Raw genomic sequence first — 25,872 nt, 5'->3', positions numbered from 1 at the left:
GTCTCATTAAGCCAATTTTTATAAAAATACTGCCCAGATTACTTAGGCAGTATTTCAATCATCTTTACTAATAAACACATTATCTAGTTATTATTTTAGTAATAGTTTTAAATATTAACTGAATATCACCTAAAAAGGTTTGCTTCTCTACATAGTCAACATAGAATTTTTGTTTGATTGGAAGAACATGCTCAATGTATGCCTTTCTAGGATCATCATACTTACCGAGAATTTCATTCTCATCAACCATTTCTATAGATGCTTTATCTGTGATACCAGGCCTAACAGAAAGAACGATTTGTCTAATATCACTTGGGTATTCGTCGATAAATTCTTGAACTTCTGGTCTAGGACCAACAAGACTCATCTTGCCTAGCACCACATCAATAAGCTGAGGTAACTCATCGACTTTTGATTTTCTCAGAAATTGCCCTGAAGCAGTGATGCGGCTGTCTTTACCAACGGTTAAGCGACCTTTATTTTCAGAATCGCCGCGCATAGTTCTGAACTTATGGATTCTAAAAACGTCACCATTTCTACCTACTCTTTCCTGACGAAAAAAAATAGGCCCTGAAGAGTCAAGCTTAATCCAAATCGCAACGATGATAAAAAGTGGGGCAAGCAGTACCAGTCCCACAATACAGCTAACTAGATCAAAAGTGCGCTTAAGCATTCTTCAACACCTGTTTAACGCCTTTAACCACGCGGTCAACATTGACTTCAGTCATTTTGGTATATAACGGAATCGTAACTTCATTTTCAAACAGTTCTTGAGCAATTGGGAACATCTCAGGAGTCAAAGCGTATTCATCTCTCCAGTAAGGGTGCAAATGCAGCGGAATGAAGTGAACGGAACACCCAATACCGATTGCAGCCATTTCTTCAATAAACTTGTCACGATTAATCGCAGCTGCATCGAGTTTGATTGGGTACAAATGCCAAGCATGCTCTGCAATGTTTTCTGGGCACGGTGGTATTGACAAAGCTAAACCTTGCAATTCCTTATTGTAATACTCAGCCATTGAAACTCGTTTATCATGAAACGAACGCAATCTCGCCAATTGATGAATACCAATAGCTGCTGCGATATCAGGCATGTTGTACTTGTAGCCAGGAGCGACGACTTCATATGACCATGCTGGTTTAGTTGAAGTGTAGCGATCAAACGCATCTCGGCTGATACCGTGCAATCTCATCACCTTACATCTCGCAGCGATATCAGGGCAACTTGTCACCAACATACCACCCTCGCCCGTTGTCATCGTCTTATTAGCATAAAAACTAAAGACGGTTACATCACTATCTAAAGTACCTATCAGCTGGCCTTTATATAGTGTTGGCAAAGCATGAGCTGCATCTTCAACAACCTTAATGCCATGAGACTTTGCAATGCTCAGGATAGAATCCATTTCACATGCATATCCAGCAAAATGTACTGGAATCACCGCTTTGGTTTTATCAGTGATCGCTTTTTCAAAAGCCGACACTGACATATTGTACGTATCAGGCTCGATATCAACCATCACAGGTGTCGCACCAAGGTAACGCACAATCTCAGCGGTTGCGGTAAAGGTATAAGTAGGCAAAATAACTTCGTCACCTTCACCGACTCCCACTGCCTCTAAAGCTAAGTGCAAGCCAGAAGTCGCTGAGTTTACAGCCACCGCCTCAAGGTCTTCACGACCTAAAAACGAGACGAAATTTTCTTCAAGTCGTTTAGCCTTAGGGCCTGTTGTTACCCAGCCAGAGCGCAATGAATCTACAACTTCAGCAATTTCTTCTTCGCCAATTTCAGGTAGCGCAAACGGTAAAAAATCTGTACTCATCTCTTTAAACGACCTCAATTGATTTTATTAATCTTAACATTTCTCGTTGACCAGACTGCTTAAACTCTGACTCAATTGAGAATCCACATTTGTTGTAAAAGCCCAATACAGAGCCATTCTCATTCTTATCAGTAATTAAATAAATGGTCTCAGAAGTCTTTTTCTCAGATAGTATTTCATTCAAGTCATTGAGTAGAAACTTACCGATACTTTTACCTTCAGAATAAGGGTCAACGGCTAAACTACTTAGTAAAAAGCTATTATTGAGCCTTTCAACGGAGTCACCCTTATAGAAAAGTGCACCATAAAGTTTTTTGAAAACTAAAGATGGTTTTTTAATTAGACTTGGCATAGCGGCTAAGAAAAATGAAAGCCACTTTTCTTTTCTTAAGTTCGAGAAAAAGACATCTGGTTGCTCTGTTCCTGCAGAAAAACCAATAACTTTAGAACCCAAAACAGCGACTTGCAATACACCTTTATCAATGAAACCTTTATATAGAAGACGTAAGAATTTAGGCCCTAAAAAAGTCAAAAAGAAGCCCTCAAACGCATTGATATGGATCTCTACAATGCGTTCAACATCATCATACGTCGCGTTCCTACTTTCCATATGATACTGCCTTTTTCAAAACTGAATCCAATGAGCAATAGCCATTTTCCAAGGAAAACTTACTTAAATAAGTCTTCCTAGAATTTCTCCCTAACAATGCCCAATCGTCACGACCATTCGATAACTCCCTGATCGCGTCAGCTATAGATTCTGGGTTACTTGGCGTTGGGTAATAACCACATTCACCTTCGCGAATAATATCTTGAGTTTCGCCTGATACCGCCATAATAATTGGCTTAGCTAATGCAGTGTAAGACTGAGTTTTCGATGGAATTGTGATTTTAAACAGAGGCTCATCTCTAAGGTGTACCAGTAAGGCATCATAATTAACCAACTCTGAAAACAGATCTTTGGGAGGGACATACCCTAAGAAATTGACATTTTGAAGTTTTAAGTCTTTCACTTCTTGTTCAAGAGTTTCTCTTTCAACGCCACCCCCGATAAGAGATAGATGAACATCAACATCACTCAGTAACCCCATCGCTTGCACTACTGACTTTAAGTCTTGTGCTGCGCCCAAGTTGCCCGCATACGCCAGTTTAACGGTCCGGTTGGAAGTCACGCTGTAGGATGACTGCTCCAAAGCCGAAGAAATCAGAGCTTCTTCTGGACACCAGTTATACACTACATCGATCTTATCTTCGTTAACTCCTCGTTCAACAAGAGTCTTCTTAAAGCCCTGAGATAAAACGACAACTTGACTAGAGAATTTATAAACTAAGCGACACCAACCACCGATCAAGGAAGTCACTATTTTATTGCTACCAAGCCCCGTCGCCGTAAGTGAATCAGGCCACAAATCTTGTACATCGGTAATGTACGGAACGCGTTTGAATAGCGTCATTAACATACCAATCAATCCCGTCGTAGACTGCGGATGATAGGTATAAACCACTGAAACGTTTTTTGACTTCAACGCAAAAAGTAATGCCATCAACGTAAAACTAATGTAACTCCACGCCCTAGATAACTTCGATTTGGAGTGAGATATGTGGGACCAAACTCGTGTAATTTTGACTTGGTCTTCGTAGCTCTCATCTACTAGCTTTACTTTATATCCGTCATACACTTTCCCCACAGGGTAGTTAGGGAAAGTGGTAATGACTTCTACTTCATGGCCTTGGTCAACCCAGTGCTTCATTAAAGCGTGACCTTTAATTGAATACTCAGGGTCATACAACTGACTAATGAATAGAATTTTCATTGGATTAATATTCTTTCCAAACGACTCGTTTAACGTAGTCTGTGTAAGAGTGGATGATACGTACCACCTTATCAGACACATTTGGCATACTATAATCTGCTACTTGACGTAGTAAACGAGTTTCGCCTGAAGGCTGGCTTTCAAGAACTTTCAATCCTTGCATCACGCGCTCAACTCCTAGACCCACCATCATTACTGACGCTTCTTCCATACCTTCTGGTCTTTCATGTGCTTCACGCATGTTCAAAGCTGGGAAGTTCATAATTGAAGACTCTTCATTGATGGTGCCGCTATCAGAAAGAACCGCTTTTGCATTCTTTTGAAGGTGGTTGTAGTCATGGAAACCCATTGGCTTAAGTAGCTGGATATTCTTGTGAAACTCTAGCCCTTGAGCCTCTATACGATTTCTCGTACGTGGGTGAGTGGAAACGATAAGAGGCAAATCATAGCTTTCCGCGACCGTATTCAGTGTTTCTGCTAACTTAGCTAGTTGCTTCGGAGAATCCACATTCTCTTCACGATGCAAGCTCACTACAAAGTACTCGCCTTGGTTTAGTTCCAGTCTTTGAAGAACATCTGAAGCGTCAATCTGATCCATGTAATGATTCAAAACTTCAAACATCGGACTGCCCGTCTTGATTACGCGATCAGCAGGTAAGCCTTCAGCAAGAAGGTAGTCACGAGCAATAGTGCTGTATGTTAAGTTGATATCAGAAGTATGATCAACAATACGACGGTTTGTCTCTTCAGGAACACGCTGATCAAAACAACGGTTACCTGCTTCCATATGGAAGATAGGCACTTTACGTCTCTTTGCAGGAAGGGCTGAAATACATGAGTTAGTATCACCAAGTACAAGCATTGCTTCTGGCTGTACTTGCTCAAGCACTTCATCAACTTTAATAATTACTTGACCAATGGTTTCTGCAGCATTTTTACCTGCTGCATTTAGGAAATAATCTGGCTTGCGAACCCCAAGATCATTGAAGAAAACTTCATTGAGCTCAAAGTCATAGTTTTGCCCAGTGTGAACTAGAATGTGTTCGCAATGCTCATCAAGTTTAGCAAGAACACGAGACAAGCGAATAATTTCAGGGCGAGTGCCAACCACTGACATTACTTTCATTTTTTTCATCATTTTACCTTACAGAGGTTTAGCAATTGTATCTGGAGCTTCTCGATCGAAGATTTCATTCGCCCAAAGCATAACAATCAGCTCTTTTGAGCCAACGTTCGTTACATCGTGTGACCACCCAGGAACCGTTTCAACAATCTCTGGAGTTTCACTGTCTACGCATAGCTCATAGCGCTCTCCAGTGATCACATGCTCAAATTTGAACAACGCTCGACCTTTGATCACTAGGAATTTTTCATTCTTAGTATGATGGTAATGGCCACCACGAGTGATTCCAGGATGAGCCGTGAAGAACGAGAATTGACCAGCTTGCTTGGTCTTTAGCACTTCACTAAAGACACCTCTTTCATCCCCATAACTTGGAATGGTGTAACTGAATTGATTAGGCTGCATGTAGCTTAAGTAAGTTGAATACAGAGCACGCTCTAAACCCATCCCCACATTTTCAGTAATTAAGCTATCGCGGCTTCCTTTGAAGTCTTTCAGCGTATCTGCAACATAACCAACGGTAGTAGGGTACTCTGGGGTAACTTTCACAGAACCAGATGCAGTTTCACCATCTAATAGAGCCATCAAGCATTTACATACGTCATCGATGTAAATCAGAGTCACAGGGGCTTTAGGATCATGGATTGTAATCTCAATGTCATTGAGAATATTGTGACAGAAGGTAGCAACGAAAGAGTTGTAGTTTGGACGACACCATTTACCAAAGACATTTGGAAAACGGTAGATGAAATAAGGCGAACCTGTTTCCTGCCCATAAGCTTCTACAACTTTCTCTGCTTCCGCTTTACTGGCACCATACGCATTATCACTCACAGCCTGTGTTGACGAACTGATCATCAAAGGCACTTTACGACCATTAGCCTTCAAAGTCGTGACAATATGAGACGTCAAATCTGCATTACCTTCTTTAAATTCTGAATCATTTTTAGGGCGATTCACGCCCGCAAGATGGAAAATAAAGTCAGTGGTAGCGAGAGCGTCATTCAAATCATTCTCAGATGTATCACGATCTACTTCAGTGACTATGTATTTACCTTGTTCTTTTAGAAACAAAGATAAATTCTTACCAATAAACCCTTTTGCTCCAGTAATTAGGATTTTCATTAGACACCTTCCGGAACGTTAACGCTGCCAGCTTCGATATCCGCGATAAAATCCAATTTATGAAGCAGCCTAATCATGCTTGAAACATCTAAACGTTCAGTATTATGCGAATTATAATCTTCAATAGTGCTTAGGTCTTGCTCCCCTTCTTCGACATATTGAGAGTAATTTAAATCTCTATTATCAGATGGAACTCGGTAGTAGCCACCTTGATCTTCAGCAACAAACATTTCTTCACGACTACACAGCGCTTCAAACAACTTTTCGCCATGTCGAGTTCCAATAACATTAACTTGATGATCAGGTTTTGAAGTGATTTGTTTCAAAGCTTCAACCAAAACTTCGATTGTTGCTGCAGGTGCTTTTTGGACAAAAATATCACCATTCACACCATGGGTGAATGCGTGTAATACCAAGTCTACTGCGTCATTTAAAGTCATCATGAAGCGAGTCATGTTCGGGTCTGTAATAGTGATCGGGTCACCATTTATGATTTGACGCAAAAACAGTGGGATAACAGAACCACGAGACGCCATAACATTGCCGTAACGAGTGGCTGATATTACAGTTTTATTAGACTCAACATTGCGTGATTTTGCGACAATGACTTTTTCCATCATAGCTTTAGAGATGCCCATTGCATTAATTGGGTAAACTGCCTTGTCTGTACTCAAACAAACAACTCGCGATACTTCATTAGCAATACAAGCTTCTAAGACGTTTTCAGTACCTAGAACATTTGTCTTTACTGCTTCCATTGGGTGAAACTCACAGGAAGGTACTTGTTTAAGAGCTGCAGCATGATAAACAAAATCAACACCTCGAGTAGCAGACAGAATCGAGTTATAATCACGAACATCACCGATATAGAACTTAAGCTTAGATGAGTTATATTTTTTTCGCATATCATCTTGTTTTTTCTCATCTCGAGAGAATATGCGAATTTCTTTAACATCCGTTTCTAAAAATCGGTCTAAGACTGCGTTACCAAATGAGCCAGTTCCACCTGTAATTAAAAGTATTTTATTATTAAACATTAATAGTTCCGTATAATTTTTAACTAGCAATAATATCCAAGTATCTTTGAGCTCTGTCTCTAGCAGTAGGGAGCTTCTTGGATATTTTCTTTGAGTAAGACATTTTATTGGCGATCAAATCAACATTGATTACTGTTTCATATATTTTTTTAGCTATATCTTCCGGAGAGTTAGGGTCGAAATAAACTGCAGCATCACCACAAACCTCTTTAACAAAGTCAAAATTAGACGCAAATACTAACTTTTCCATTTTCATAGCTTCGATCGGCGACGCAGAAAAGCACTCTAATAGGCTTGGGAAAATTAAGGCATCAATACGACGATAAAAATTAGGACATTGATAAACTGTAATTTCACCTACTGTTTCAATAGCCTTTATTTTATCAAATCCTAAATTAACCATCTCCGTTTCACTAAGCGTCAATAGCACCTTAGCATTAAAGCTATATTTATTTCTAAGTATATCTATAACGTGTGGTAAAATCGTCAAATTTTTATGTAAGTAAGCTCTACCTAAAAAGCCCAATGTAAATGTTGTTTCTGATTTAGGGGCGGAGATAGGAGCCCATAGTCTAGGATTATCATATAGAGATGATATACAGTTAGAAACAGTATACAAGCTATCCTTCTTGAAACCTTGATCTATCAAAGCCAATTTCACATGATTCTGCTCAACAATTAAACCATCATACCTCTTAAAAATATAGCTTTGTAAGAAAAATCGAGCACGATATTTTATTCTATTGTAAATATTAAGTAATTCATATGCATTGTTATTTGGATAAGCAATCCAAGGCTGCGCAAAGCCGCAAAAGTGCTTTTTAGCTTTAACTGAACCATAGAAAGGGCCAAAAACCGTGAAGCAAACATCATACTGTTGACTAAAAATAGGTGGCAACGAGAAAACACTAAAATAAGATAATACATCAACCACAAGAAAATTTTTAAATTTATCTTTTGGAAAATTATCGGGCAAATTTCGAAAGACAGAACTGGAACACGCTATAGATATTTCATATTCACATTCAATTGTAGCAAGCTCTGTTAAAAAAGAACTAGCTACTTGAACACCGCCTCCTGAATGCAAATTTGAAGCGTTTATAAGAATTTTCATTTTAACTCTTTCATAAGTTTAATATTGGCTATGGCCTTGTTAGCCATTTTATGCACAGTCAAATTTTCTTCGTAATATTTTCTGGTTGAACTTGACAAATCACAAATTGAATTAACATCTTGTTTAGATATATAATCTAACAGTTCACACTCATTATCAAATATAAAACCATTAACACCATCTTTTATATACGAATATTCCACACATTGATGTAATGATGGACTCCTACGATAAGTAATAACAGGCTTTTTCTGCATCATTGCCTCTACAATTGAAAGCCCACACCAAGCTGGCTGAAAGTACAATGAAGCAATGGAAAAAAGCTCAGATTTCATATTATCATCATATATCCCACCAAAGTCATAAACATTATGAAACATTGAAAAATCTGGTTTTAATGCTCCTTCACCTATAATAATAAGACCAATATTTTCAGGTAATTTTTCTGCCAGAGATAATAACAAATCAATCCTTCTGTTTTTTTGAGTAAATCGCGCACAGAAGATCAAATTAAAACTAGTTTTTATATTATATTTATCTCTAACGAATTCTTTTTCAATATAATGATTTCGATTATAATCAGACAATGTATTGTTAAGACCAACCACTCTTTCGGAGGCTCTTATTTTTTTCCATATCGTTTCTTCTTGCTCTGTATATAACCACATAGATGTGCTCAATCTATTGAATGTAACTCGAAGTGAATTTAGTTTTTTTTCTTCGACTAAATAGTTCGGAACACTAATGCCATGTCCAAAAAGAATTGTTTCACAATTCGTTCGAATAAATTTAAACCAAAAAAGAGCAAACCAAACAGAGATATTTTTAATCTCACCAGGCAAAACAACTATGTCATATTTAAATAGCAAAGGAAGTATATTAAAAAGTGAACAATGACGTAAACGAATAGAACTAAGCTTTTTAAAAAAAAGACTTGATGAAGATCCGTTTTCTATCTTATTCGTTTGAGCATACGAGAACAACTCAACATCCAAGCATTTGTCCGAACAGATTCGAGAAATAAACTCTTGACGATAATGTGGGTAATATTCTTGTACGATTGCTACCCGTAGTTTCTTTTTCAAAACAGCCTCACTTAAACTTGAAAATTGCCACATTCAAAATAATTAAAACCAATATACATGATATTACTGTTGAAAAAGCACTTATAAAATCACCACGCATAACCAATATAAAGAAAGAACAAAAATAGATATAAAAGTATTTGTACAATTCTCTATTATAAACAACTACTTTTCTAGACAAATAAACAAAAATACCGTACAAAAAAACAACGTAAATTAAAATTCCGAGATAACCAAAATTAACAAACCCTTCAGAAAAATAATTCATAGATATATTAGAAAATGAATAACCCAATTGTTCGGCCATAAATGAGCCACTGCCAATAGGCTTAGATGACCAAATACTTCTTGGTATAAAGAATAATAGATTACCTACAAGTTGGTAGCCGTATGTAATAATATATTCATCAGTAACCCTTAACAAAGTCTGATAACTATCAAAATGACCAACCGTATAAAACTTATCGGAAATTGAAAAGTCGAAATCCGAAAAACTATCCATCCGTCTGAACTTATCTAGTAGTGGAAAAACTGTATTCAAAGACAAAATAATCAACAATGAGAACATAAGCCCTTGTTTTAGCATGGGTAACATTATTATTAAAGTGGGCAAATATATTGACGCTACCATGAATCTAGGCATAGAAGAAGGAAATGCTACAATTAGGAGTGTGCAAAAAAATAGTATCTTATGCCGTAAGCCTATATTTGTCTGATATGCATAAATAAATACAAAAAGAACAGAAAACTTGGATACTCGATCTAGTACCAGCGACAATGCTGAAAATCTACCCTCTTCAAACTCAGCACCTCTAAACATTAAGGAAGGAATAGAAAAATTGTTCACAATCAGAGCAAGTGTAATGCTTGAGATTACAACACACCACAATTTCCATTTAACACTTAAACTAATTTCGAAGCGTCTAAATTCAAATGAAATATCATTTAAGTATTTATGGTGAAAAAAGTATGCACAAAGAAAAAAAGTATTGATCAAAAACAAAATGATGTTGACTAAAATATAAGTAGAGTCAGGGAAAGGCTTATTTATACCGTATACCACATCACTAAGATATTCAATAGAGGGGACATAACCAAAAAAAACGAGAGAGAAAACAAAATATATTGAAAATAATGATAAACCTTTGTAAATATAAAAGCCAACACATGACTGAAATATTATCAAGAAAAATAGCATTGAAATAAATAAATTCTCATTAGGCTTATTCATGACCATTAGTGGTAATAAGCTAACTATAAAGATATAAATAACAAAGAGTGCGCTTATAGCATCCAAAGCTAATTTCTTTTTAAAATACATGACATACTACTAGTTAATTTTTTATCAATATTATCTATCATTGAACTGATAGAATACTTAGTTCGAGCTACTTCTCGTGCGTTGGTGGCAATTCTGGGAATGCTCTCTTTATTTTCAATTATTTGATTTATTTTTATCGCGAGGCTATCGGGGGTTAAATCTTCATATAACCAACCGGTATCTAAATCGGATATTGTTTCACTAGGACCTCCTATTGATTGTGCAAGTGCAGGTGTTCCCTGTGACATAGCCTCTACAATAGATAAACCAAAACCTTCTGGTATAGTTGTAGCACTAATTAGCACATCGCTAATTTTATAAAACTGCGCCACATTACTTGATTCACCAACTAGTAATACTGTTCTTCCAAGTTCATAATTGCTAATCCGTTCTTTTATATCAAGCCCAACTTCACCCTCAACTGGTCCACCACAAATTATGAGATAAGGTTCTACACCAACTTGCTTTAAGCGATGCAAAGCATCGATAACTATATCGTGCCCCTTAATTTTAGTTAAACTGGCGATCATGCAAAAAACAATACTATCATCCGGGATTTTTAACTCATTTCTACTCAATCCCCGAGAATAGTCTTCATCTAGCTTTTCAATATCAATTGCAGGATAAACAACATAATTAGCCAAGCAACTAATACCAGTACTTCTTGCAGTATAAAATGAGTTAGGTAAAACCTTTAATCCAGTAACAGAAATGATAAACCTATAAATTAACTTATTAACATTTAGCGGATATCTATCACTAATTACATTGGGCATCATCCAATTGATAGAATTTTTATTAATCCACCTTGACAAACTAGCAAAGGGGATCAATTTGGGGTTCTGTAAAATAAGGTCATCACAGCCTTTACTCTTTATAAGATTTAACGCACCAATAATCCCCAAGTCAGTAATGTAATGAACGCTACTGATTCTTGACAAATCAAGACCTTTTTGAGAGTTGGGTTTGGTTTTGAAAAGAACATGTACTGATGCACCTTGATTAACATATCCTTTAATCAAGTTGTTCCAAACAGTTTTTACTCCGTACCCTTCAGTTCCCATTAACAAAAAAAATATAGTTTTACTTTTAAACATATCAACCCCGGAACTTAATAAAGTTCATTTTAACCAACCTCCAATTGAAAACTAAATTAACACATATATATATCAGTGAAATAGTAATTGACGAAAAGAGTAATTCAAAAAAACCCTCATTAAAAAAACGGGAATAGGATAAAAAAATAACAATGCTAGCATAAGGTATTAATATCTTTAATATGACTATACATGACTTTTTCACATCAACTTGAAGTAACTTTAATGAATATAAAAAAGACAAAATACCTGAAAGTACTCGTTGCAATGCGGTAGCCAAAGCAGCGCCTATTAAACCACCTTCATTTGCACCGAAATAAACAAAAATCGATAGAGATAAAATTTCAAGTAATGAAAATAGTGCTCTTTTTTTCCACATAGCGTGTGATTCTAGTATAACATAACTTAGAGTAGTCAAAATTCTAATAGGCACAAATGATGCACAAATTACAGCTATTGGCACTGCTAAGGCCCATTTATCTTTCCATATGAATTCAATTAAAAAAGGGCTCATTTTCATAATGAAAATACAGCCAATTCCCATTAAAAGACTAGATAACACACTAATGTTTAGATAAGTTTCAGACAGTTTTTCCACATCACTTTTCATCCGTGAGAAAATGGGTAGCAATGTTTGGTTAATACCAGAAGTTATCAGAACAGTTATACTACCTACCAACATAAATGCAAAATAATATGAACCAAGCTCCTCAATTGACAAAAGATGACTTATAACCAAAAAATCAACCCTACTGGATACTGATAATAGGAACCCTGTTATTAGTAAATATCTATTTTCATAAAGACCAGATAACAATCTACCAATATTAAATAAAAAAGAGAGCTCTAGTCCTTTAGACGCCAATCGTAAAAGCAAAAGGTGTATAGCCGAACCTATAGTTACGGCTATAGCCATAGTGAATATTTCCGCCCCAAAATAAGCTATAAAAATCATAAATATATAATAAAATGATGTATAGCATATAGCTATTTTATTTATACATCTAAAATCTAGCTCAACGCTAAGTTTAGATATATATAAATGCGAAATAGCTATAATTGGAATACTAACAGAAAAGATAATATAAACATAAATTAACCGATCAATATCCATCATGTTCGAGTTAATAATGCCTAACAAAATAAAAACAAAAACACCTAGTATAGAAAAATAGAAACTTAACTCAGAATAAGGTTTTATATTTATTTTAAATACCTCGGGGGCACTTATTAATTTTTTTGATAGTCCACTATTTTGAAAAACGTTCACAAATATCATGGATGATGCAACTATAGCAAACACACCATACGTAGTAACATCGAGAACATAACCCAATACAACTTGGTTTATAAATGACAAAGATTTGGTCACAACCGTAGCTAATACTGTCCACAAGAATCCACTAATTAGCTTATCTTTATAAGTTGCCAAAATATATCACCTGTCAAATTTTATATAATATCTTTACAATCACTCCAAGCCGGTAAACCCATTAAGTATTTCTCTGTATCGACTGAAATACAAGAACCTTCATTAGCAAATTTATTTCTGTTTTCAATAAAATTAGAAACATACTCTGAAGATATTTTATCTGCGCTAATCGCATCGAAGCAATGCGAAACGTTCTCGAAAGGAGTCTGACTTTTTAGGGTTTCCACCATTGTATATGCTTTACTACTATAGCCTAGAAATATAACCGATTTACCTAAAGTCAAAGAGTTTAAACATCCATGCATTCTAGCACCTATAAACAAATCTATCTTGCTTAATTCATCCGTGATGGTTGATAGGCTGCACTGTTCATTAAAGACATATACCTTTTCCTTAGTAGACTCACTTAAAGAGTTATAAAGAGTTTCTATAGCAATACGATCATCAATACTCTTGTTCCTTGTTACTGAAGTAACATGTGGTAGAAGGTGAATTTCATAGCCTTGTTTAGACAGTTTTTCAATTAGGTCTACGTATACCTTAACAACGTCATCACCAAATTCCCTTAGTAAGATAGGAGTAAAGTTAACCGCAATCTTCCTTATTTCATTATTACTAAATTGGGATACAGGCCTAAGACTAAATATTGGGTCGGGGTACATGCTAGTATTATTTTTGACACCGAAATTCTCGAGGTAGTTTCTTGTCCCTTCATCTCTAACTAAGAGTTTCCTGAATCTTTTTAGATGTTCAATTAATCCAGTCCTATCTTTTTCCGTAAGAATTTCAAAACGCTCCATATTGGCACCAAACATCAATGATGGAACATTATTTTTTGATGCATATTTCTCGAAACAAACCCAGTCTTGAGGGGGTTGGTTGCCAAACATCGTATAGATATCACCACCTACAGATATAAACAAATCAGCATTTTTAATATATTTACTATCGAATCTCGGTATCCAAGCTTTTTCAAATAATCCTAGCTTTCTGCTGACCCCTCTGAAATATTTCCTCCATTCAACCATTGGTATTACATGCACACAATCCAAGTCAGATAGAAGATTGCTATCATAGTCTACTTGATAGCTTGGAAAGTAGAATGACAGTTCGTAATTTGAAAGCCTCTTAGAAATAAAGGCTATAGTTCCTCTCAAAATTATTTCACATCCAACATTACTTAACAATAGATTAGACAGGATGATATTTTTATGCTTCTTTTTCATTTCTATTCAACTTCTCTACTTTTAAATAACTCTACGTTGTATGTCCTTGTTATCTTACGAACAAAGTGATTTATTTTCAAAATCACTTTAGATTTCATTCGATTTAAAAAAGACGGTACTAAAATCTTTTCATATTCATTTGATATCGGAGTCATAATATTATCAAAGACACCAATATCATTAGCGTCTTTTGCTGACTTGAAAGCAGTATGACTCATTTCGCGCATATATTCTCTATATTTATATACTCGTTTTCTGTACTCACTGACATCAATAGAGCCTGGTCTTATTCTTTTTACAGGAACATTTTTACCCGCGTCCACTTTGGCTTTTAAACGAAAAGAAAGCCCTTCAGTCCTGTGTACAATGCCTGCTCTTTGTGATTTATAGACGTCATCTTCATCAACAACTTCAACATTTAGCCTTCGTTCCGAAATTCCTTTTTCGATTAACTCTGTTATGATCTTGTTTCGTGATAGGACAATATTTGTCCCTCTGGAATCCGATTTATATTTATTTAACCATGCATCACCAATAACAATGTCTGCCGTTTCCGCAAATACATCATCGCAAAACTCGCATGAATTTAACTTAAAAAAGCCTTTCCCCCAATCTCCTCCTTTAAGAGCCACCATTGGGGTTACTATACGCTTTCCTAGATCTGAAGTTGAAGAAAAGCCATAACTGCTTGCCCCTCGATATTTTAACTTTCTTCTAAAGTCGACATTTCTAAGGTTGTTAGGTCTATTTCCTTGTTGCCAAGCTAAGTACTCTGAAAAACCGGCACTTTTTAGATGTCCACAAACAATACCAATAGTATACTTTATTTTATGAGCTATGTTTTTGTTGTATAACATTTGCAGTCGAATTGCCTTTACAAAACAAGGAACACCTATAAATGCATACCTCTTATCTCTAGATTCTGATATTTTTTGTAATACATTCTCTAACGTAATGGGATAATATTTAGATCCAGAACCTTCTTTAATTTCTTCTATACTATCTGATATACAATACTCAAAAATATGCATAGAGCTAGTAGATTGCTTTACATGAATTAGCGCATCGATTTCACCAGATTTTACTAACTCGGACGACAACCAACTAACCATTCCTCCTGAACTTCCATTCTCGCAATAATTATCTTCCAAGACATTACCAGCGAAACATTTATCAATATAGCCTAAGTTTTTTTTGTATTTCAAGTTAGGTTTATCTAAGAAAAGTTCTGCTATATCATCTTCATTCTTTTCACTAGAAAATGGACAGACCTTATTAATCATATCCTCTTCGACGTCTTTATCGGGCTCTACTTTAACTGGAGTATATAAACCTTTGTCATCTAAATTCATAGTGAGATGATTGCTAATTGTACACCCACCACAACCTACACAATAATCTCCCAACACAACTTCATCAATATTTTTTATATAAATATCCACATTACCACCGATTATTTATAAGCTGAGAAATAATTTCCCTATAAGTTATAGTTTTTAGACTATTCGTGAAGTCCAAATCCTGACAAACTACTTTTCACTATTATAAGTATAATTATAGTAACCATAAGAGCTTGAGGCTTTCTTCTCAATCGCATTGAAAATAACACCTTTCACCTGAATACCTGATTGTTCAAAGCGGTTGCGAGCAACATCAATTTCCTTTATGGTATTTTGACCAAACCGAGCAACCATTAATGTGGTGCCAGCGAAGGCGCCAACAATACTTGGGTCGGTTACTGCCAGTACAGGTGGGGTATCGACAATCACCAAGTCATACTCTTTTGATACCCACTCCATTAGCTCTGCAAAGCGTGGGTGCATTAGCAGTTCAGATGGGTTGGGTGGTACTTGGCCACGGGTAATGATTTCTAGGTTTTCGACTGGAGTCGACTTCACTGATTGAGCGAACTCTTTCTTGCTGCTCAATACATCAGAAAGGCCATTGTCCCATTTCACACCAAAGCTTTGTTGTAGGTAGCCTTTACGCATATCCGCGTCAATCAACAGCACTTTTTGGCCTGTTTTTGCAGCTACCGCGGCAAAGTTGGTCGAGATAAAAGATTTACCAATACCCGGCGCTGGGCCAGAGATCATCAAAATATTATTTTTGGCTTCAAGCATTGCAAAGTGCAAGCTGGTACGAAGGCCACGCAGCGCTTCAACCGAAAGATCCGCAGGGTTCGATTCGGCAAGCAGTGCTTGCGTCCCCTTGGTTTGCTGCTTCTTCGATTTAAAGCGGTTGGTTAGCTCCAATTGCAAATCTGACTTTGGTACCGCTGCGTAAACCGGAAGGCCGATTTGTTCAATTTGGTCTGGGCTTTCCACACCACGGTGGAACGCCGCTTTCACTAATACAAACGCGACACTTAGCATGCCACCTAATAGCGTTGCTAATACAACAATTAGAGGCTTCTTAGGTTTTACAGCGCGAGCATACGCTTGCGCATCGTCTAAAATACGAACGTTACCGACCGTACCCGCTTTGATGATGCTTAGTTCTTGAACCTTGTTCAATAGCTGGATGTAGATCTGTTGGTTTACTTCAACATCACGTGTCATACGCAGTACTTCACGTTGTGTTTTCGGTAGCTTTTGTATTTGCTTGTTTAGGCGCTCTTTTTCACCCAGTAGCGTTTTACGCTTATCAAGCAGGGCTTTGTAGGCTGGGTGATCTTTAGTAAAGCGCTGGCTGATTTCACTCTCTTTAAATGTTAGTTCGTTCAATTGCGCTTCAAGCTCTACCATTACCTTCAAGGTTGATTGTGCTTCTAAACCCAAATCGATCGATTCGTTCTTTTGGCGGTAATTGTTTAATACGTCTTCATAGCCAGTTAGCTCAGATTTAATACCCGGAAGGTGACTTTCTAAGAAAGAAAGGCTCTTCTCTGCTTCCGCTGAATTACGCTTCACGTTCTGTAAAAAGTAAATCTGGCTAATGTGATTGAGGATTTCAGAGATTTGCTGCTTGTTTTCACCTTCAAAGCTCAGCTTCAAAATGCCAGTCTGCTTGCCTTGCTCAGACAATGATAAAGACTTCTTCAACCATTCGATCGCTTCTAGTCGGCTACGTTGACTAATAGAGAATTCAAAATCGTTATGCGATTCAAAACCAGCCACAAACAAGCTGTAGTCGTCGGCTGTTGCTAGCTCACCCACTTTGCCTTGCAAGATAACGCGCTCATCGTCACGAACCAGTTGGTAAGTGCCTTGCTCGGCATCGAGAATCTGAATGGTGTGTGCGTAACCGCTCGCATAGCTTGGCAAAGTAAAACGGCTCACTGCGATGTGGTTAATGTCGCCAGTTAAGCGAGCAAAACCTTTACCGACGATAGGTGCGTAGTTCGGTGATGTCACCGTCGTTAGGTTAAACTTATCAACCGTTTCGCCCAAGATCATACGAGATTTGATGATCTCCACTTCTGTCGTGGCAGAAGATTCTTGAGAGAACAACTCGCCCATGTCACCGACCATCGATGAAATACCGCCAGAGCTCTTCTCTTCAATTTGAATCAGTGCATCGGCTTTGTATATCGGCGTTGAAAGCAATGCAAACGCAATACCAAACACAGCAAAAGCGAATGTGGTCAGCATGATTAGCCATTTAGCGTCCAGCAGAATGCCAAGCAGTTTTCCTAAATCTATCTCATCTGAATTCTCAGTCTGTGATTGCCTAGATGGTTGTGTTGTCATCGAATTACTATTTCCTAAAACTCGTACTATTTTGTTGGTTGGTTTTAAACAAACCAACCTAAATCGTTTATGCTGACTAAAAGCTTACTCGATTGAATGAGAGGCTTTGTTAAATTGATTACAGCTTTTTCGCCCACGCTTGCGCCGCTTCATCAATCAATTGGTAAGCATGCTCAAAAGCTTCTCGGCTTTGGCGATATGGGTCAGGAATGTCTTGTTGACCGATCCACTGGCCGAACAACATGGTTTTTCCGCGCGCTTCTGGAGAGATCTGAGTCAACGCTTTCATATGGCCTTTTTCCATCACCAATATCAAATCATACTGCGCACAAAGCTGAGGCGTGACTTGTTGTGATTGGTGACCTTCTACATCCACGCCATTTTCTGCTGCAATGAGAATTGCAGTTTCATCTGCTGGTTTGCCAATCAAACGGCTTTTTTCCGCAGCAATACCTGCAGATGCCACCTGTTTGTTTGGCAATAGTTTTTGCAAAACACGCTCGCCTGATGGAGAGCGGCAAATATTGCCAACACAAACCACTAGAATTTTATTAAACATAAATTACTATCAACCATATAAACCGGGCCACACAGAATGTGACCCGATAGTTAACCTACTGTATTTACGGCCAGTTACGAATACGTAGCACGCCTTCAGTCAATTCATTGAAACCAGTAATAGTTGGAACAAGTTGTCCAATTACGCGGTTCCAACGGCTTATAGGCGCTGCCGTTACATAAACAATATCATACGGCTTCAAATCAAACTCAGTACCAATTACCAAAGCAGAAGCATCTTCAATATTCAGCTGGTAGATATCTGCCATACGCTTTGATTTATCATCAGAGGTACGGATCACAAATACACCTGTCGCGTCGGCAGATAGTTGATTGATGCCACCCACATTACTCAACGCTTCAGTAAGGCTCATACCGACTCGATCAATCTTTAGTAGCTGCGGCTCATTCACTTCACCCATCACAAAGACTTTTTGATTGTCATTACGCGGTACATGGACAATATCACCGGCTTGCAATAAGCGGTTTTGCGTTAAATCACCGCGCTGCATTAGTCCATACAGTGAAATGTTCTCTTCAACCCCATTACGCGTTAAAGAAACATTACGCCAATCTGCATTTTCAGATAAGCCACCAGAACGGTTCACCGCATCAAGCAATGTTAAAGGAATATTAGTAATCGCTTGCTGACCAGGCTTGGAAACTTCACCAGTCACGTAGGTTTTTTTAGAACGGAAAGCCGCTACATTCACATCCACCTGCGGGCTTTCAATATACTTTGCCAAACGTTCAGCCACATCTGCACGAATTTCACGAACGGTTTTGCCAGCGACTTTTACTGTTCCAATGTATGGGTAAAAAATGGTGCCATCTGCATGTACCCAATTACCCGCTTCAGAAGCACTACGGTAAGAGCCAGCTGGAATCGTTAGCTCTGGGTGATCCCAAATCGTGACATTCAAAATATCCCCCACGCCAACTTTGTACTCATACTTTGCGATATCGACATCTAACTCTGGATTAGCTTGAGATATCGACTGCGTTTGGCTTTTATAACTAGAGACAGTTTGCGCTGTTAGAGGGTAGAGGTTAACAACATCTGAAATATCCGCAGCTTGTTGTTCTTCAGAAGGAAGAATCACATTCTTATCATCGGTAGTAAGGTGCGTGCCTGGAGTCGTACAGCCAACTAATAAAGCGGGCAATAACGCAAGAAGGAGACGATTTTTCTTAATCTTCATGTTAACCAAATCATAGTTGAGAAAATGTAATCACGTCCAAGTGATACAAGATAAGTGACCTTACCATTGGCAATGGCTTAAACGGTGGGCGCAAGGAGTGATAGTTTGATATCGGTTCCACTTTAAATTGCTTTCAGGCACGCTACCGCCCGTTGATATGCCGCGACATCACACTGCGTAGTTATCTGTGCACCATAAGCGGCCCGTGAACGGTAAAGAAAAGCCAATGGTGATTTTATAAAGCACGCATCAAAAGCATGCTCAAACTTAATCCGTATGTATTATCCACAGTTTGTTTTTATTATCAACCTTGTTGAATGGTTTAGGGGGAGATACGAGATGCGAGTGTCGGGTAAACGAAATGAAAAAAGGGCAGATTCGGGATACGAGTAACCGAGTGGTGAAGGGATAAAAAACAGTGACGGGATGCAAAAAGAACTGCTCTTCGCATCCCGTATCTCGGTTACTCGTATCTGCTCTTAAGTTATTCGTATCTTCGCTTTATTCCACCTTACTTGGTCTTTGGAACCAAGGTGAGCGAGCGTCGGTTTGGTCGAACAAGTTGTATTGCTTATTCAGCACTTGTCCACCATCACGAGTCAGCGGTTGCCATGTGAACTGAGATCGGCTTGAGCTCGGCTTAACCGTGATTAGATCGAATGGAATCGATACGTAAAAGCCTTTGGTGTAACTGCCTTCACCGTATTCTTCAGTGGTCATGTCGGTTAAGCTGACAAAGGCGCCAGCGATAACACCACTCTTGAACTGCTTCGAGAAATCGATACGAGTACCAATATCTCCCGCTAAGAATTTACCCACACCAACTTTAAACAAAGTGTCACTTAAGAAATCCCACTGCGGCATGTAGTAGCCGGTAACAAATCCGGTGGTGCCTTTATCAATCACCTTGTAGTAAGCCTGATCTTTTTCATGGTATTGCAGCTCTTCATCAAACGTACCAAACCAACTTTCTGGGTCACGCTGACTGATGGCTGTGGCGTCGGCACCAATTGCCCAGTTACTGTTGTATGGGCGGTAAAGTACTTCACCACCTACACCCGCAAACATGCTCTCTAGGTAACCACCATAGGCTTGAGTGTAGATACCACTGCCATAGTCTTCAAACCACGTAAGCTGCAAGCGGTCTAAACGAACAGGCTCGTCAACGTAAGAACGGAAAAGCGTTCGCACTCGTGGCGTTTGCGCAGTGCCATCTGTTGGAATTTCATAATTAAATTTATCGTAGTTGTCGATCAAGTTGATATACAAAGAACCAGACAGCTCAATGTTGTTGGTCGCCCAGAAAGACGCATTGGTGTATAAGCCTAGAGCATATAGGTAAAAATCTTCCGCTGAACCAAAAGATTGCGCCAAGTTAGGCGCGACAGACACGTCAAAACGTTCTCTGCCATCGTGATAAGCGATCGCCGATTTCGATTCAACATCACTTGGCTGTGTAGCGTCTTGAATATCCGAGTCTAAATACTGGTATGTAGCGACTTGCTTAAATTGATTGGCATCGATAGCGGTTTGATTTAACTCGCCTGCGTTGCTAGTTTCAACGATCTTATAGGTGTCAATATAGTCAGGGACATGGTTAGCAATAACCGTTGCCCCACGTTCCAGCGCGACCTCTCGATTGCGGTATTTCACCTGCTCGCCTTTCACAATCAACGTATTGTCGTCGACCAAGATCTGCGCTTGCTCATAACCCGCGATGGTCTCAAGTTCTTGGGTCAACTTGGCCAGTTCAACCTCATCCATGCTGCTTGCTTCGCTTGGTCGCAAAGTCGCCGCTTCGGTATCTCGCCACACGGAGGCTATTTGATTAAAGTTGGTGGTTAAGTCAAAGCCCATGGTTAAGGTGTCACCACGCTCATAACTCACTTTTGCCGTTGCCCAATCAGTAAAACGGTACACAGCACCCACGTTCCATGGCGTATGTTGTGTCATGTCGACACCACCACGCATAACTGGGAAATCTTGTGAATAATCATTGCTGTCGTATTCAAGCTTCAGCGTTAATGGCTTATAAGGTGTTTGATATTCTAAACCACCATAAATTGCCGCATCGCCTTTGAACCAACGCTCAAAATCGACCATCCCTCCGTTACCTTTCGTATCTGACTCACGCTCACAGAATTTATCACTGGCTTTACAGAACGGATTGGTAATATTACCACTGGTGCCCATGTAGCCCCAGCCCATGCCTAACGTGACGTCAAGTGGGCCAAATCGCTTGCTCGCCGCAACAAATTCACCATCAAATAACCCTGTGCCGCCAAAGTCGCGCACTCCGACAGAAAGCTCCGGCAAATAGTAGCCTTCTTCCATTAAGCGAACTTTAAAATCGATGCCTTTATCAGTGTACTTAGTACAACCACTGAATGAGTTTTGCGAGCAATCTGCGCTGCCATTACCGCTATAAAGCAGATCCTGAACTTGGGTATAGCGAATGGTAGTTTCTAACCAAGGCATCAATTGCAGGCTAACGTTATAGAAATAATATTCGTTATTGAACGATACACTTAGGTTGAATTCACCCTCTGGAGCCATACGCGCGGTGGGCATTTGCATTAAACCCACCCCCCCAAAGTCCGATTGAGAGTGTTTTAGCGTTGGCGTGCTAAAGCCCGAAACCTCGACTTGAGAAGGCTGCTGCTCTTGCGTAGTGGCAGAAAAGTCTTGTGCACTAACAGCAAAACTGCTGACAGCCAGCAAGGCACCCGTAATCGAACTTGCGAGCAGAGTTAATGGAAATGATTGAGTAGCCGACATTACAGATTAACCTTATGACGTAGAAGTTCGACAATGTCTTGATTCAAAGTGGAAAACTCAGAAGGGAGTGAATCAAAGGCAATAAAAATAATAGCACCGGGAGCAAAGTAAGCGGGCTTACTGTTCCAATAGGCATAACTGATTTCATTCACCTGCCCATCGGGTTGGATGACAAATGCCGTGCTGTTATCAGCAATATCGAGCAGCTGGCCTTTTGGCAACCGCGTTAAATAGTTATCTAGCTGAGCGTGTTCAACCAAAGGCAGCGTCTGAGCTTGCTTTACTGCCCCGACTACATTCACAGAGGTTGGGCGAGCGGTTAGATATAACTCAAAGTGCTGTTGTTCCGCTGATTTAGCGCTAACCCCTTGCGAAGCTGGTTTTTTTAATGCCGTAGCTGACTGTTTCGACGCCGTAGCTTGTTGTTTTGATGCCGTCGCTGACTGTTTCGATGCCATAGCTAGCTGTGTTGATGCAACAGTTGGCTTTTTTGAAACCAATAAAGGATTCTTATCTGTCTGAGACATCACTGCATTTGGGTCTAACTCAACAAAGTAACGTGCTTGATAATCAAAAGATTCGAGCTGCTTAAGCACAGATTCTGCTTGTGGCTCTTGTAAGGCTAAATGCTTGAGCTTATCCAACACCTGTTGCTTTACCTTGTCTACCTGCGGTTGAGCATTGCGATCAAATAACTGGGCAGACAGCGGGAAGTACCCTAACGCGCCATTCGCATTGGCATCCGTTAATACTTGTTCTAAGCGCGTAGGTTGCGAATATTGCAGCGTGATACCTTGCATCGGTAACTCAACCGTAAGCACTGGAACTTGGCTTTGAGCCGTGGCAAGTGGTGGCACTAGAACGCTACAAACCGTAAGTACTGCTGTGTACCCTAGTTTTTTTAAATAATTCATTTTATTCACTCACCACTTTATTCTTTAATTTGATTGGGCTTTGACTTATTCGTTTGATAAGGCTTTAGCAAGGTCAGCTCTAAACGGGTCATCTCTGGGCCAAGGTATTGAACCGTTTTGACGACCTGTCCCTTTTTGTTTACCCAATACTGGTTCTCAATATCTTGTCCTAGGGCTGGGTAACGGATCTGCTCGACAAACTTACGCGCTTCAATGTTCGCAATCGGGGTTTGTACGGTTTCTTCACTAATGTATGTTCGAACAATGTTTGCACTGTAGCCAAATCGGTAATCTGGTTGCCAATCGTAAGTGGCTTGCCACTCTTGAGCCTTGGACGTTGCCGACAAATCAAAACTCGGTACTAATGCATTGGCCGGTTTAACGGTTAAACCAGATAGATTTTCATAAGGCAATAATAAGGTTTGAACCACTCGTCCATTTTCCGTCACGATCATGGCTTTGTCTGATGACATCCATTTGAGTTGTTCAGCCCCGGTTACAGGATTTTGACCAACAAAAGCCAACACCATAAAAATCTTACCTTGGTCGTTAATTTCGGCATAGATACTAGCGTAAGGCAGATCTTGAATATATTTGGCCGTGGTACTGACGTCGGCATCACCAAAGAGAGCTTCATTGAATGTGGAATTAAGATCTTGGAACTGTTGTGAGCAACCAGTAACTAGCAGCCCTAAAAATACGATAAGCGGTTTGATCATGATTATTTTGCTTCCTAGCGAGGCTATTTAGGACACACTGATATAAAAAAACCATTTTATGCTTTCACATAAAATGGTTTTATACAGACTACAAATAAGAACTATTTAGTTGTAGTTGTAGTTGTAGCGCCGCCGTCGTTAGAAGCAACAGCAACTGCTGCGCCTACTGCGACTGCTGCAGTTGTTACTGCTACTGTTGTTGCTGTACCCGCTGCTGCTGTTGATGCGCCAGCGCCTGCTGCTGCGCCTTCTGCTGCTGCAAAAACACCGCCAGAGAAGCTAACAGCTAGTGCTGCTGCTAAAGCCATTTTTTTCATAATGATTCCCATTAATATAAACGTTTATATGCTGAGGTTAAGAATAACCTCAACTGATTGTTCAGCTTAAACAACCAATTGACAATATTAGTGAATAAATGTGTTCAAGTAAATGCATAAATTGTAGACAGAAACCATTTTACATCTCACCAGTCATCACAACCCTATGCTTCCTCTGTATTCTCCTATCCTTTATCGCTATACTCCTGACCTATAGTTTTTCGCCCAATAACGAATAAGAGTTCAAGATATGCAAGAGTTAGTTCCATTTGTTCAAGAGAATATGATTTTAGCCATCGTATGGATCGGCTTGGTTGTTGCCATCATTGCGAACGTTATCAAGACATCAAACGCAGCCTACAAAGAGATCACGGCAGCGCAAACCACACACATGATTAACCGTGAAAATGGTATTGTGGTTGATATTCGTACTAAGGATGAGTTCAAAAAGGGCCATATTACGGACGCAGTTCACATTTTGCCGTCAGATATCAAAGCAAATAGCTTTGGTAGCCTTGAAAGCCACAAAGCAGACCCAATCATCGTAGTATGCAAGACAGGTCAAACCGCTCAAGAAAGCGCGAACTTGCTGGTTAAAGCTGGTTTCGAAAACGTAAGCGTACTGAAAAGTGGCTTAGTGGCTTGGAGCGAAGCTAATCTTCCTTTGGTTAAAGGCAAGAAATAGCTTAAAGGCAAGAAGCGGCTGACCGATAAACTAACTTTCAGGCTCTGTTCGATAAATACAATGAACAGAGTCTAATTTAAAATTTTTAAGGACAAGAAAATGGCTGAAGCAGCACAACAAGACGCACAACAAAACTTCGCAATCCAACGTATCTTCCTAAAAGACGTCTCTTTCGAAGCGCCAAACTCTCCAGACATGTTTCAAAAAGAGTGGAACCCAGATGTAAAACTGGACCTAGACACTCAAAGCCGTGAACTTGGCGAAGGCGTTTACGAAGTCATCCTACGTCTAACGGTTACGGTTAAGAACGCAGAAGACACTGCATTCCTTTGTGAAGTTCAACAAGGCGGCATCTTCTCTGCAAGCGAAATGGAAGCTGGCCAACTAGCACATTGCCTAGGTGCATTCTGCCCTAACATCCTGTTCCCATACGCTCGTGAAACGATTTCTAGCCTAGTGGTTAAAGGTACGTTCCCACAACTGAACCTAGCGCCAGTAAACTTTGATGCTTTGTTCATGAACTACCTACAAAACCAAGCTCAACAAGCTGAACAAACTGAAGGCGAGCAAGCTTAGGTTTTCAAGTAGAGCTTAAGTTTCGAAATAGAACTACTCTGACTAATGCTCAAATCGCTTATTTTTAAGAAGCTGGGCTTTTATTAGATAGCTAGTTTTCGTTAGATAGTTAGCTTTTAAATGCACATCGCAGCTTCTGCGATGTGCATTTTTTATTTACACTGTACTTTGATAGAGAGATTTTTTTTCTTAGTAGATCTCTTTTTCTGCTTAGTAAAGAGTTTCTCCCGA

General features: G+C 39.1%; 23 protein-coding genes. 2 read left to right on the top strand and 21 right to left on the bottom strand.

Annotation, left to right across the window (positions count from 1 at the left end):
- Window positions 1-79: 79 nt before the first annotated feature.
- The 21 genes from AC3CH4_RS01025 to yjbE form a co-directional block, all read right to left on the bottom strand.
- Window positions 80-673, bottom strand: coding sequence for a sugar transferase (locus AC3CH4_RS01025; RefSeq protein WP_488543182.1), 594 nt, complete (start codon window positions 671-673; stop codon window positions 80-82).
- The gene (locus AC3CH4_RS01020; protein ID WP_488543181.1) at window positions 666-1,826 is read right to left on the bottom strand and encodes a DegT/DnrJ/EryC1/StrS family aminotransferase; all 1,161 of its coding nucleotides are present in this window, start codon (window positions 1,824-1,826) and stop codon (window positions 666-668) included. Before AC3CH4_RS01020 ends, AC3CH4_RS01025 begins: the two co-directional genes overlap by 8 nt.
- 4 nt (window positions 1,827-1,830) lie before the next feature.
- The gene (locus tag AC3CH4_RS01015) at window positions 1,831-2,436 is read right to left on the bottom strand and encodes a GNAT family N-acetyltransferase (protein WP_488543180.1); all 606 of its coding nucleotides are present in this window, start codon (window positions 2,434-2,436) and stop codon (window positions 1,831-1,833) included.
- A complete protein-coding gene (locus AC3CH4_RS01010) occupies window positions 2,426-3,640 on the bottom strand; it encodes a glycosyltransferase family 4 protein (RefSeq protein WP_488543179.1) in 1,215 nt (404 codons plus the stop codon). Before AC3CH4_RS01010 ends, AC3CH4_RS01015 begins: the two co-directional genes overlap by 11 nt.
- 4 nt (window positions 3,641-3,644) lie before the next feature.
- Complete coding sequence (wecB, locus tag AC3CH4_RS01005; RefSeq protein ID WP_488543178.1) at window positions 3,645-4,775, bottom strand: non-hydrolyzing UDP-N-acetylglucosamine 2-epimerase; 1,131 nt, start codon at window positions 4,773-4,775, stop codon at window positions 3,645-3,647.
- 9 nt (window positions 4,776-4,784) lie between these two features.
- Entirely contained in the window at window positions 4,785-5,888 is a 1,104-nt protein-coding gene (gene wbjC, locus AC3CH4_RS01000; RefSeq protein WP_488543177.1) for a UDP-2-acetamido-2,6-beta-L-arabino-hexul-4-ose reductase, read from the bottom strand.
- Window positions 5,888-6,925 carry a polysaccharide biosynthesis protein gene (locus AC3CH4_RS00995; protein WP_488543176.1) on the bottom strand — a complete coding sequence of 346 codons (1,038 nt, stop codon included), beginning with the start codon at window positions 6,923-6,925 and terminating at the stop codon, window positions 5,888-5,890. Before AC3CH4_RS00995 ends, wbjC begins: the two co-directional genes overlap by 1 nt.
- Before the next feature lie 19 nt (window positions 6,926-6,944).
- A complete protein-coding gene (locus AC3CH4_RS00990; protein WP_488543175.1) occupies window positions 6,945-8,039 on the bottom strand; it encodes a glycosyltransferase in 1,095 nt (364 codons plus the stop codon).
- Entirely contained in the window at window positions 8,036-9,124 is a 1,089-nt protein-coding gene (locus AC3CH4_RS00985; RefSeq protein ID WP_488543174.1) for a glycosyltransferase, read from the bottom strand. The genes AC3CH4_RS00990 and AC3CH4_RS00985 overlap by 4 nt, the downstream gene beginning before the upstream one ends.
- A 7-nt stretch (window positions 9,125-9,131) precedes the next feature.
- Window positions 9,132-10,445, bottom strand: coding sequence for a hypothetical protein (locus AC3CH4_RS00980; protein WP_488543173.1), 1,314 nt, complete (start codon window positions 10,443-10,445; stop codon window positions 9,132-9,134).
- Entirely contained in the window at window positions 10,424-11,542 is a 1,119-nt protein-coding gene (locus tag AC3CH4_RS00975) for a glycosyltransferase family 4 protein (protein ID WP_488543172.1), read from the bottom strand. The genes AC3CH4_RS00980 and AC3CH4_RS00975 overlap by 22 nt, the downstream gene beginning before the upstream one ends.
- A gap of 1 nt (window position 11,543) precedes the next feature.
- Entirely contained in the window at window positions 11,544-12,974 is a 1,431-nt protein-coding gene (locus tag AC3CH4_RS00970; RefSeq protein ID WP_488543171.1) for an oligosaccharide flippase family protein, read from the bottom strand.
- Between the two features lie 20 nt (window positions 12,975-12,994).
- On the bottom strand, window positions 12,995-14,200 hold the full coding sequence (locus tag AC3CH4_RS00965; protein ID WP_488543170.1) for a polysaccharide pyruvyl transferase family protein: 1,206 nt from the start codon (window positions 14,198-14,200) through the stop codon (window positions 12,995-12,997).
- 2 nt (window positions 14,201-14,202) lie between these two features.
- A complete protein-coding gene (locus AC3CH4_RS00960) occupies window positions 14,203-15,642 on the bottom strand; it encodes a Coenzyme F420 hydrogenase/dehydrogenase, beta subunit C-terminal domain (RefSeq protein ID WP_488543169.1) in 1,440 nt (479 codons plus the stop codon).
- 87 nt (window positions 15,643-15,729) lie between these two features.
- Window positions 15,730-17,892, bottom strand: coding sequence for a polysaccharide biosynthesis tyrosine autokinase (locus AC3CH4_RS00955; protein WP_488543168.1), 2,163 nt, complete (start codon window positions 17,890-17,892; stop codon window positions 15,730-15,732).
- Window positions 17,893-18,010: 118 nt separating this feature from the next.
- A complete protein-coding gene (locus AC3CH4_RS00950; protein ID WP_488543167.1) occupies window positions 18,011-18,451 on the bottom strand; it encodes a low molecular weight protein-tyrosine-phosphatase in 441 nt (146 codons plus the stop codon).
- Window positions 18,452-18,515: 64 nt separating this feature from the next.
- Entirely contained in the window at window positions 18,516-19,652 is a 1,137-nt protein-coding gene (locus AC3CH4_RS00945; protein WP_488543166.1) for a polysaccharide export protein, read from the bottom strand.
- A 501-nt stretch (window positions 19,653-20,153) separates the two neighbouring features.
- Window positions 20,154-22,430: a YjbH domain-containing protein gene (locus tag AC3CH4_RS00940; RefSeq protein ID WP_488543165.1), complete on the bottom strand. Its 2,277-nt coding sequence runs from the start codon at window positions 22,428-22,430 to the stop codon at window positions 20,154-20,156.
- Window positions 22,430-23,344: a capsule biosynthesis GfcC family protein gene (locus AC3CH4_RS00935; protein WP_488543164.1), complete on the bottom strand. Its 915-nt coding sequence runs from the start codon at window positions 23,342-23,344 to the stop codon at window positions 22,430-22,432. The genes AC3CH4_RS00940 and AC3CH4_RS00935 overlap by 1 nt, the downstream gene beginning before the upstream one ends.
- Before the next feature lie 17 nt (window positions 23,345-23,361).
- Complete coding sequence (locus tag AC3CH4_RS00930; protein WP_428786604.1) at window positions 23,362-24,063, bottom strand: YjbF family lipoprotein; 702 nt, start codon at window positions 24,061-24,063, stop codon at window positions 23,362-23,364.
- A gap of 101 nt (window positions 24,064-24,164) precedes the next feature.
- Window positions 24,165-24,380: an exopolysaccharide production protein YjbE gene (gene yjbE / locus AC3CH4_RS00925; RefSeq protein WP_102440971.1), complete on the bottom strand. Its 216-nt coding sequence runs from the start codon at window positions 24,378-24,380 to the stop codon at window positions 24,165-24,167.
- Between the two features lie 250 nt (window positions 24,381-24,630).
- Between yjbE and AC3CH4_RS00920 the strand changes: the two genes are divergently transcribed.
- Together AC3CH4_RS00920 and secB are read left to right on the top strand one after the other, a co-directional pair.
- Complete coding sequence (locus AC3CH4_RS00920) at window positions 24,631-25,065, top strand: rhodanese-like domain-containing protein (RefSeq protein WP_012603060.1); 435 nt, start codon at window positions 24,631-24,633, stop codon at window positions 25,063-25,065.
- A 99-nt stretch (window positions 25,066-25,164) separates the two neighbouring features.
- On the top strand, window positions 25,165-25,641 hold the full coding sequence (secB, locus tag AC3CH4_RS00915; protein ID WP_004733234.1) for a protein-export chaperone SecB: 477 nt from the start codon (window positions 25,165-25,167) through the stop codon (window positions 25,639-25,641).
- Window positions 25,642-25,872: the final 231 nt, after the last annotated feature.

It is taken from the genome of Vibrio sp. QJM3NY_26, assembly GCF_057786005.1.
Note: the sequence above shows the minus strand (reverse complement) of the source record. Positions and strands in the feature narration are given on the sequence as shown.

Excerpts from the sequence above, each read along its gene's own strand:
- AC3CH4_RS01025 (WP_488543182.1), bottom strand. The coding sequence starts at position 673 with ATGCTTAAGCGCACTTTTGATCTAGTTAGCTGTATTGTGGGACTGGTA.
- AC3CH4_RS01020 (WP_488543181.1), bottom strand. The coding sequence starts at position 1,826 with ATGAGTACAGATTTTTTACCGTTTGCGCTACCTGAAATTGGCGAAGAA.
- AC3CH4_RS01015 (WP_488543180.1), bottom strand. The coding sequence starts at position 2,436 with ATGGAAAGTAGGAACGCGACGTATGATGATGTTGAACGCATTGTAGAG.
- AC3CH4_RS01010 (WP_488543179.1), bottom strand. The coding sequence starts at position 3,640 with ATGAAAATTCTATTCATTAGTCAGTTGTATGACCCTGAGTATTCAATT.
- wecB (WP_488543178.1), bottom strand. The coding sequence starts at position 4,775 with ATGAAAAAAATGAAAGTAATGTCAGTGGTTGGCACTCGCCCTGAAATT.
- wbjC (WP_488543177.1), bottom strand. The coding sequence starts at position 5,888 with ATGAAAATCCTAATTACTGGAGCAAAAGGGTTTATTGGTAAGAATTTA.
- AC3CH4_RS00995 (WP_488543176.1), bottom strand. The coding sequence starts at position 6,925 with ATGTTTAATAATAAAATACTTTTAATTACAGGTGGAACTGGCTCATTT.
- AC3CH4_RS00990 (WP_488543175.1), bottom strand. The coding sequence starts at position 8,039 with ATGAAAATTCTTATAAACGCTTCAAATTTGCATTCAGGAGGCGGTGTT.
- AC3CH4_RS00980 (WP_488543173.1), bottom strand. The coding sequence starts at position 10,445 with ATGTATTTTAAAAAGAAATTAGCTTTGGATGCTATAAGCGCACTCTTT.
- AC3CH4_RS00975 (WP_488543172.1), bottom strand. The coding sequence starts at position 11,542 with ATGTTTAAAAGTAAAACTATATTTTTTTTGTTAATGGGAACTGAAGGG.
- AC3CH4_RS00965 (WP_488543170.1), bottom strand. The coding sequence starts at position 14,200 with ATGAAAAAGAAGCATAAAAATATCATCCTGTCTAATCTATTGTTAAGT.
- AC3CH4_RS00955 (WP_488543168.1), bottom strand. The coding sequence starts at position 17,892 with ATGACAACACAACCATCTAGGCAATCACAGACTGAGAATTCAGATGAG.
- AC3CH4_RS00950 (WP_488543167.1), bottom strand. The coding sequence starts at position 18,451 with ATGTTTAATAAAATTCTAGTGGTTTGTGTTGGCAATATTTGCCGCTCT.
- AC3CH4_RS00945 (WP_488543166.1), bottom strand. The coding sequence starts at position 19,652 with ATGAAGATTAAGAAAAATCGTCTCCTTCTTGCGTTATTGCCCGCTTTA.
- AC3CH4_RS00940 (WP_488543165.1), bottom strand. The coding sequence starts at position 22,430 with ATGTCGGCTACTCAATCATTTCCATTAACTCTGCTCGCAAGTTCGATT.
- AC3CH4_RS00935 (WP_488543164.1), bottom strand. The coding sequence starts at position 23,344 with ATGAATTATTTAAAAAAACTAGGGTACACAGCAGTACTTACGGTTTGT.
- AC3CH4_RS00930 (WP_428786604.1), bottom strand. The coding sequence starts at position 24,063 with ATGATCAAACCGCTTATCGTATTTTTAGGGCTGCTAGTTACTGGTTGC.
- yjbE (WP_102440971.1), bottom strand. The coding sequence starts at position 24,380 with ATGAAAAAAATGGCTTTAGCAGCAGCACTAGCTGTTAGCTTCTCTGGC.
- AC3CH4_RS00920 (WP_012603060.1), top strand. The coding sequence starts at position 24,631 with ATGCAAGAGTTAGTTCCATTTGTTCAAGAGAATATGATTTTAGCCATC.
- secB (WP_004733234.1), top strand. The coding sequence starts at position 25,165 with ATGGCTGAAGCAGCACAACAAGACGCACAACAAAACTTCGCAATCCAA.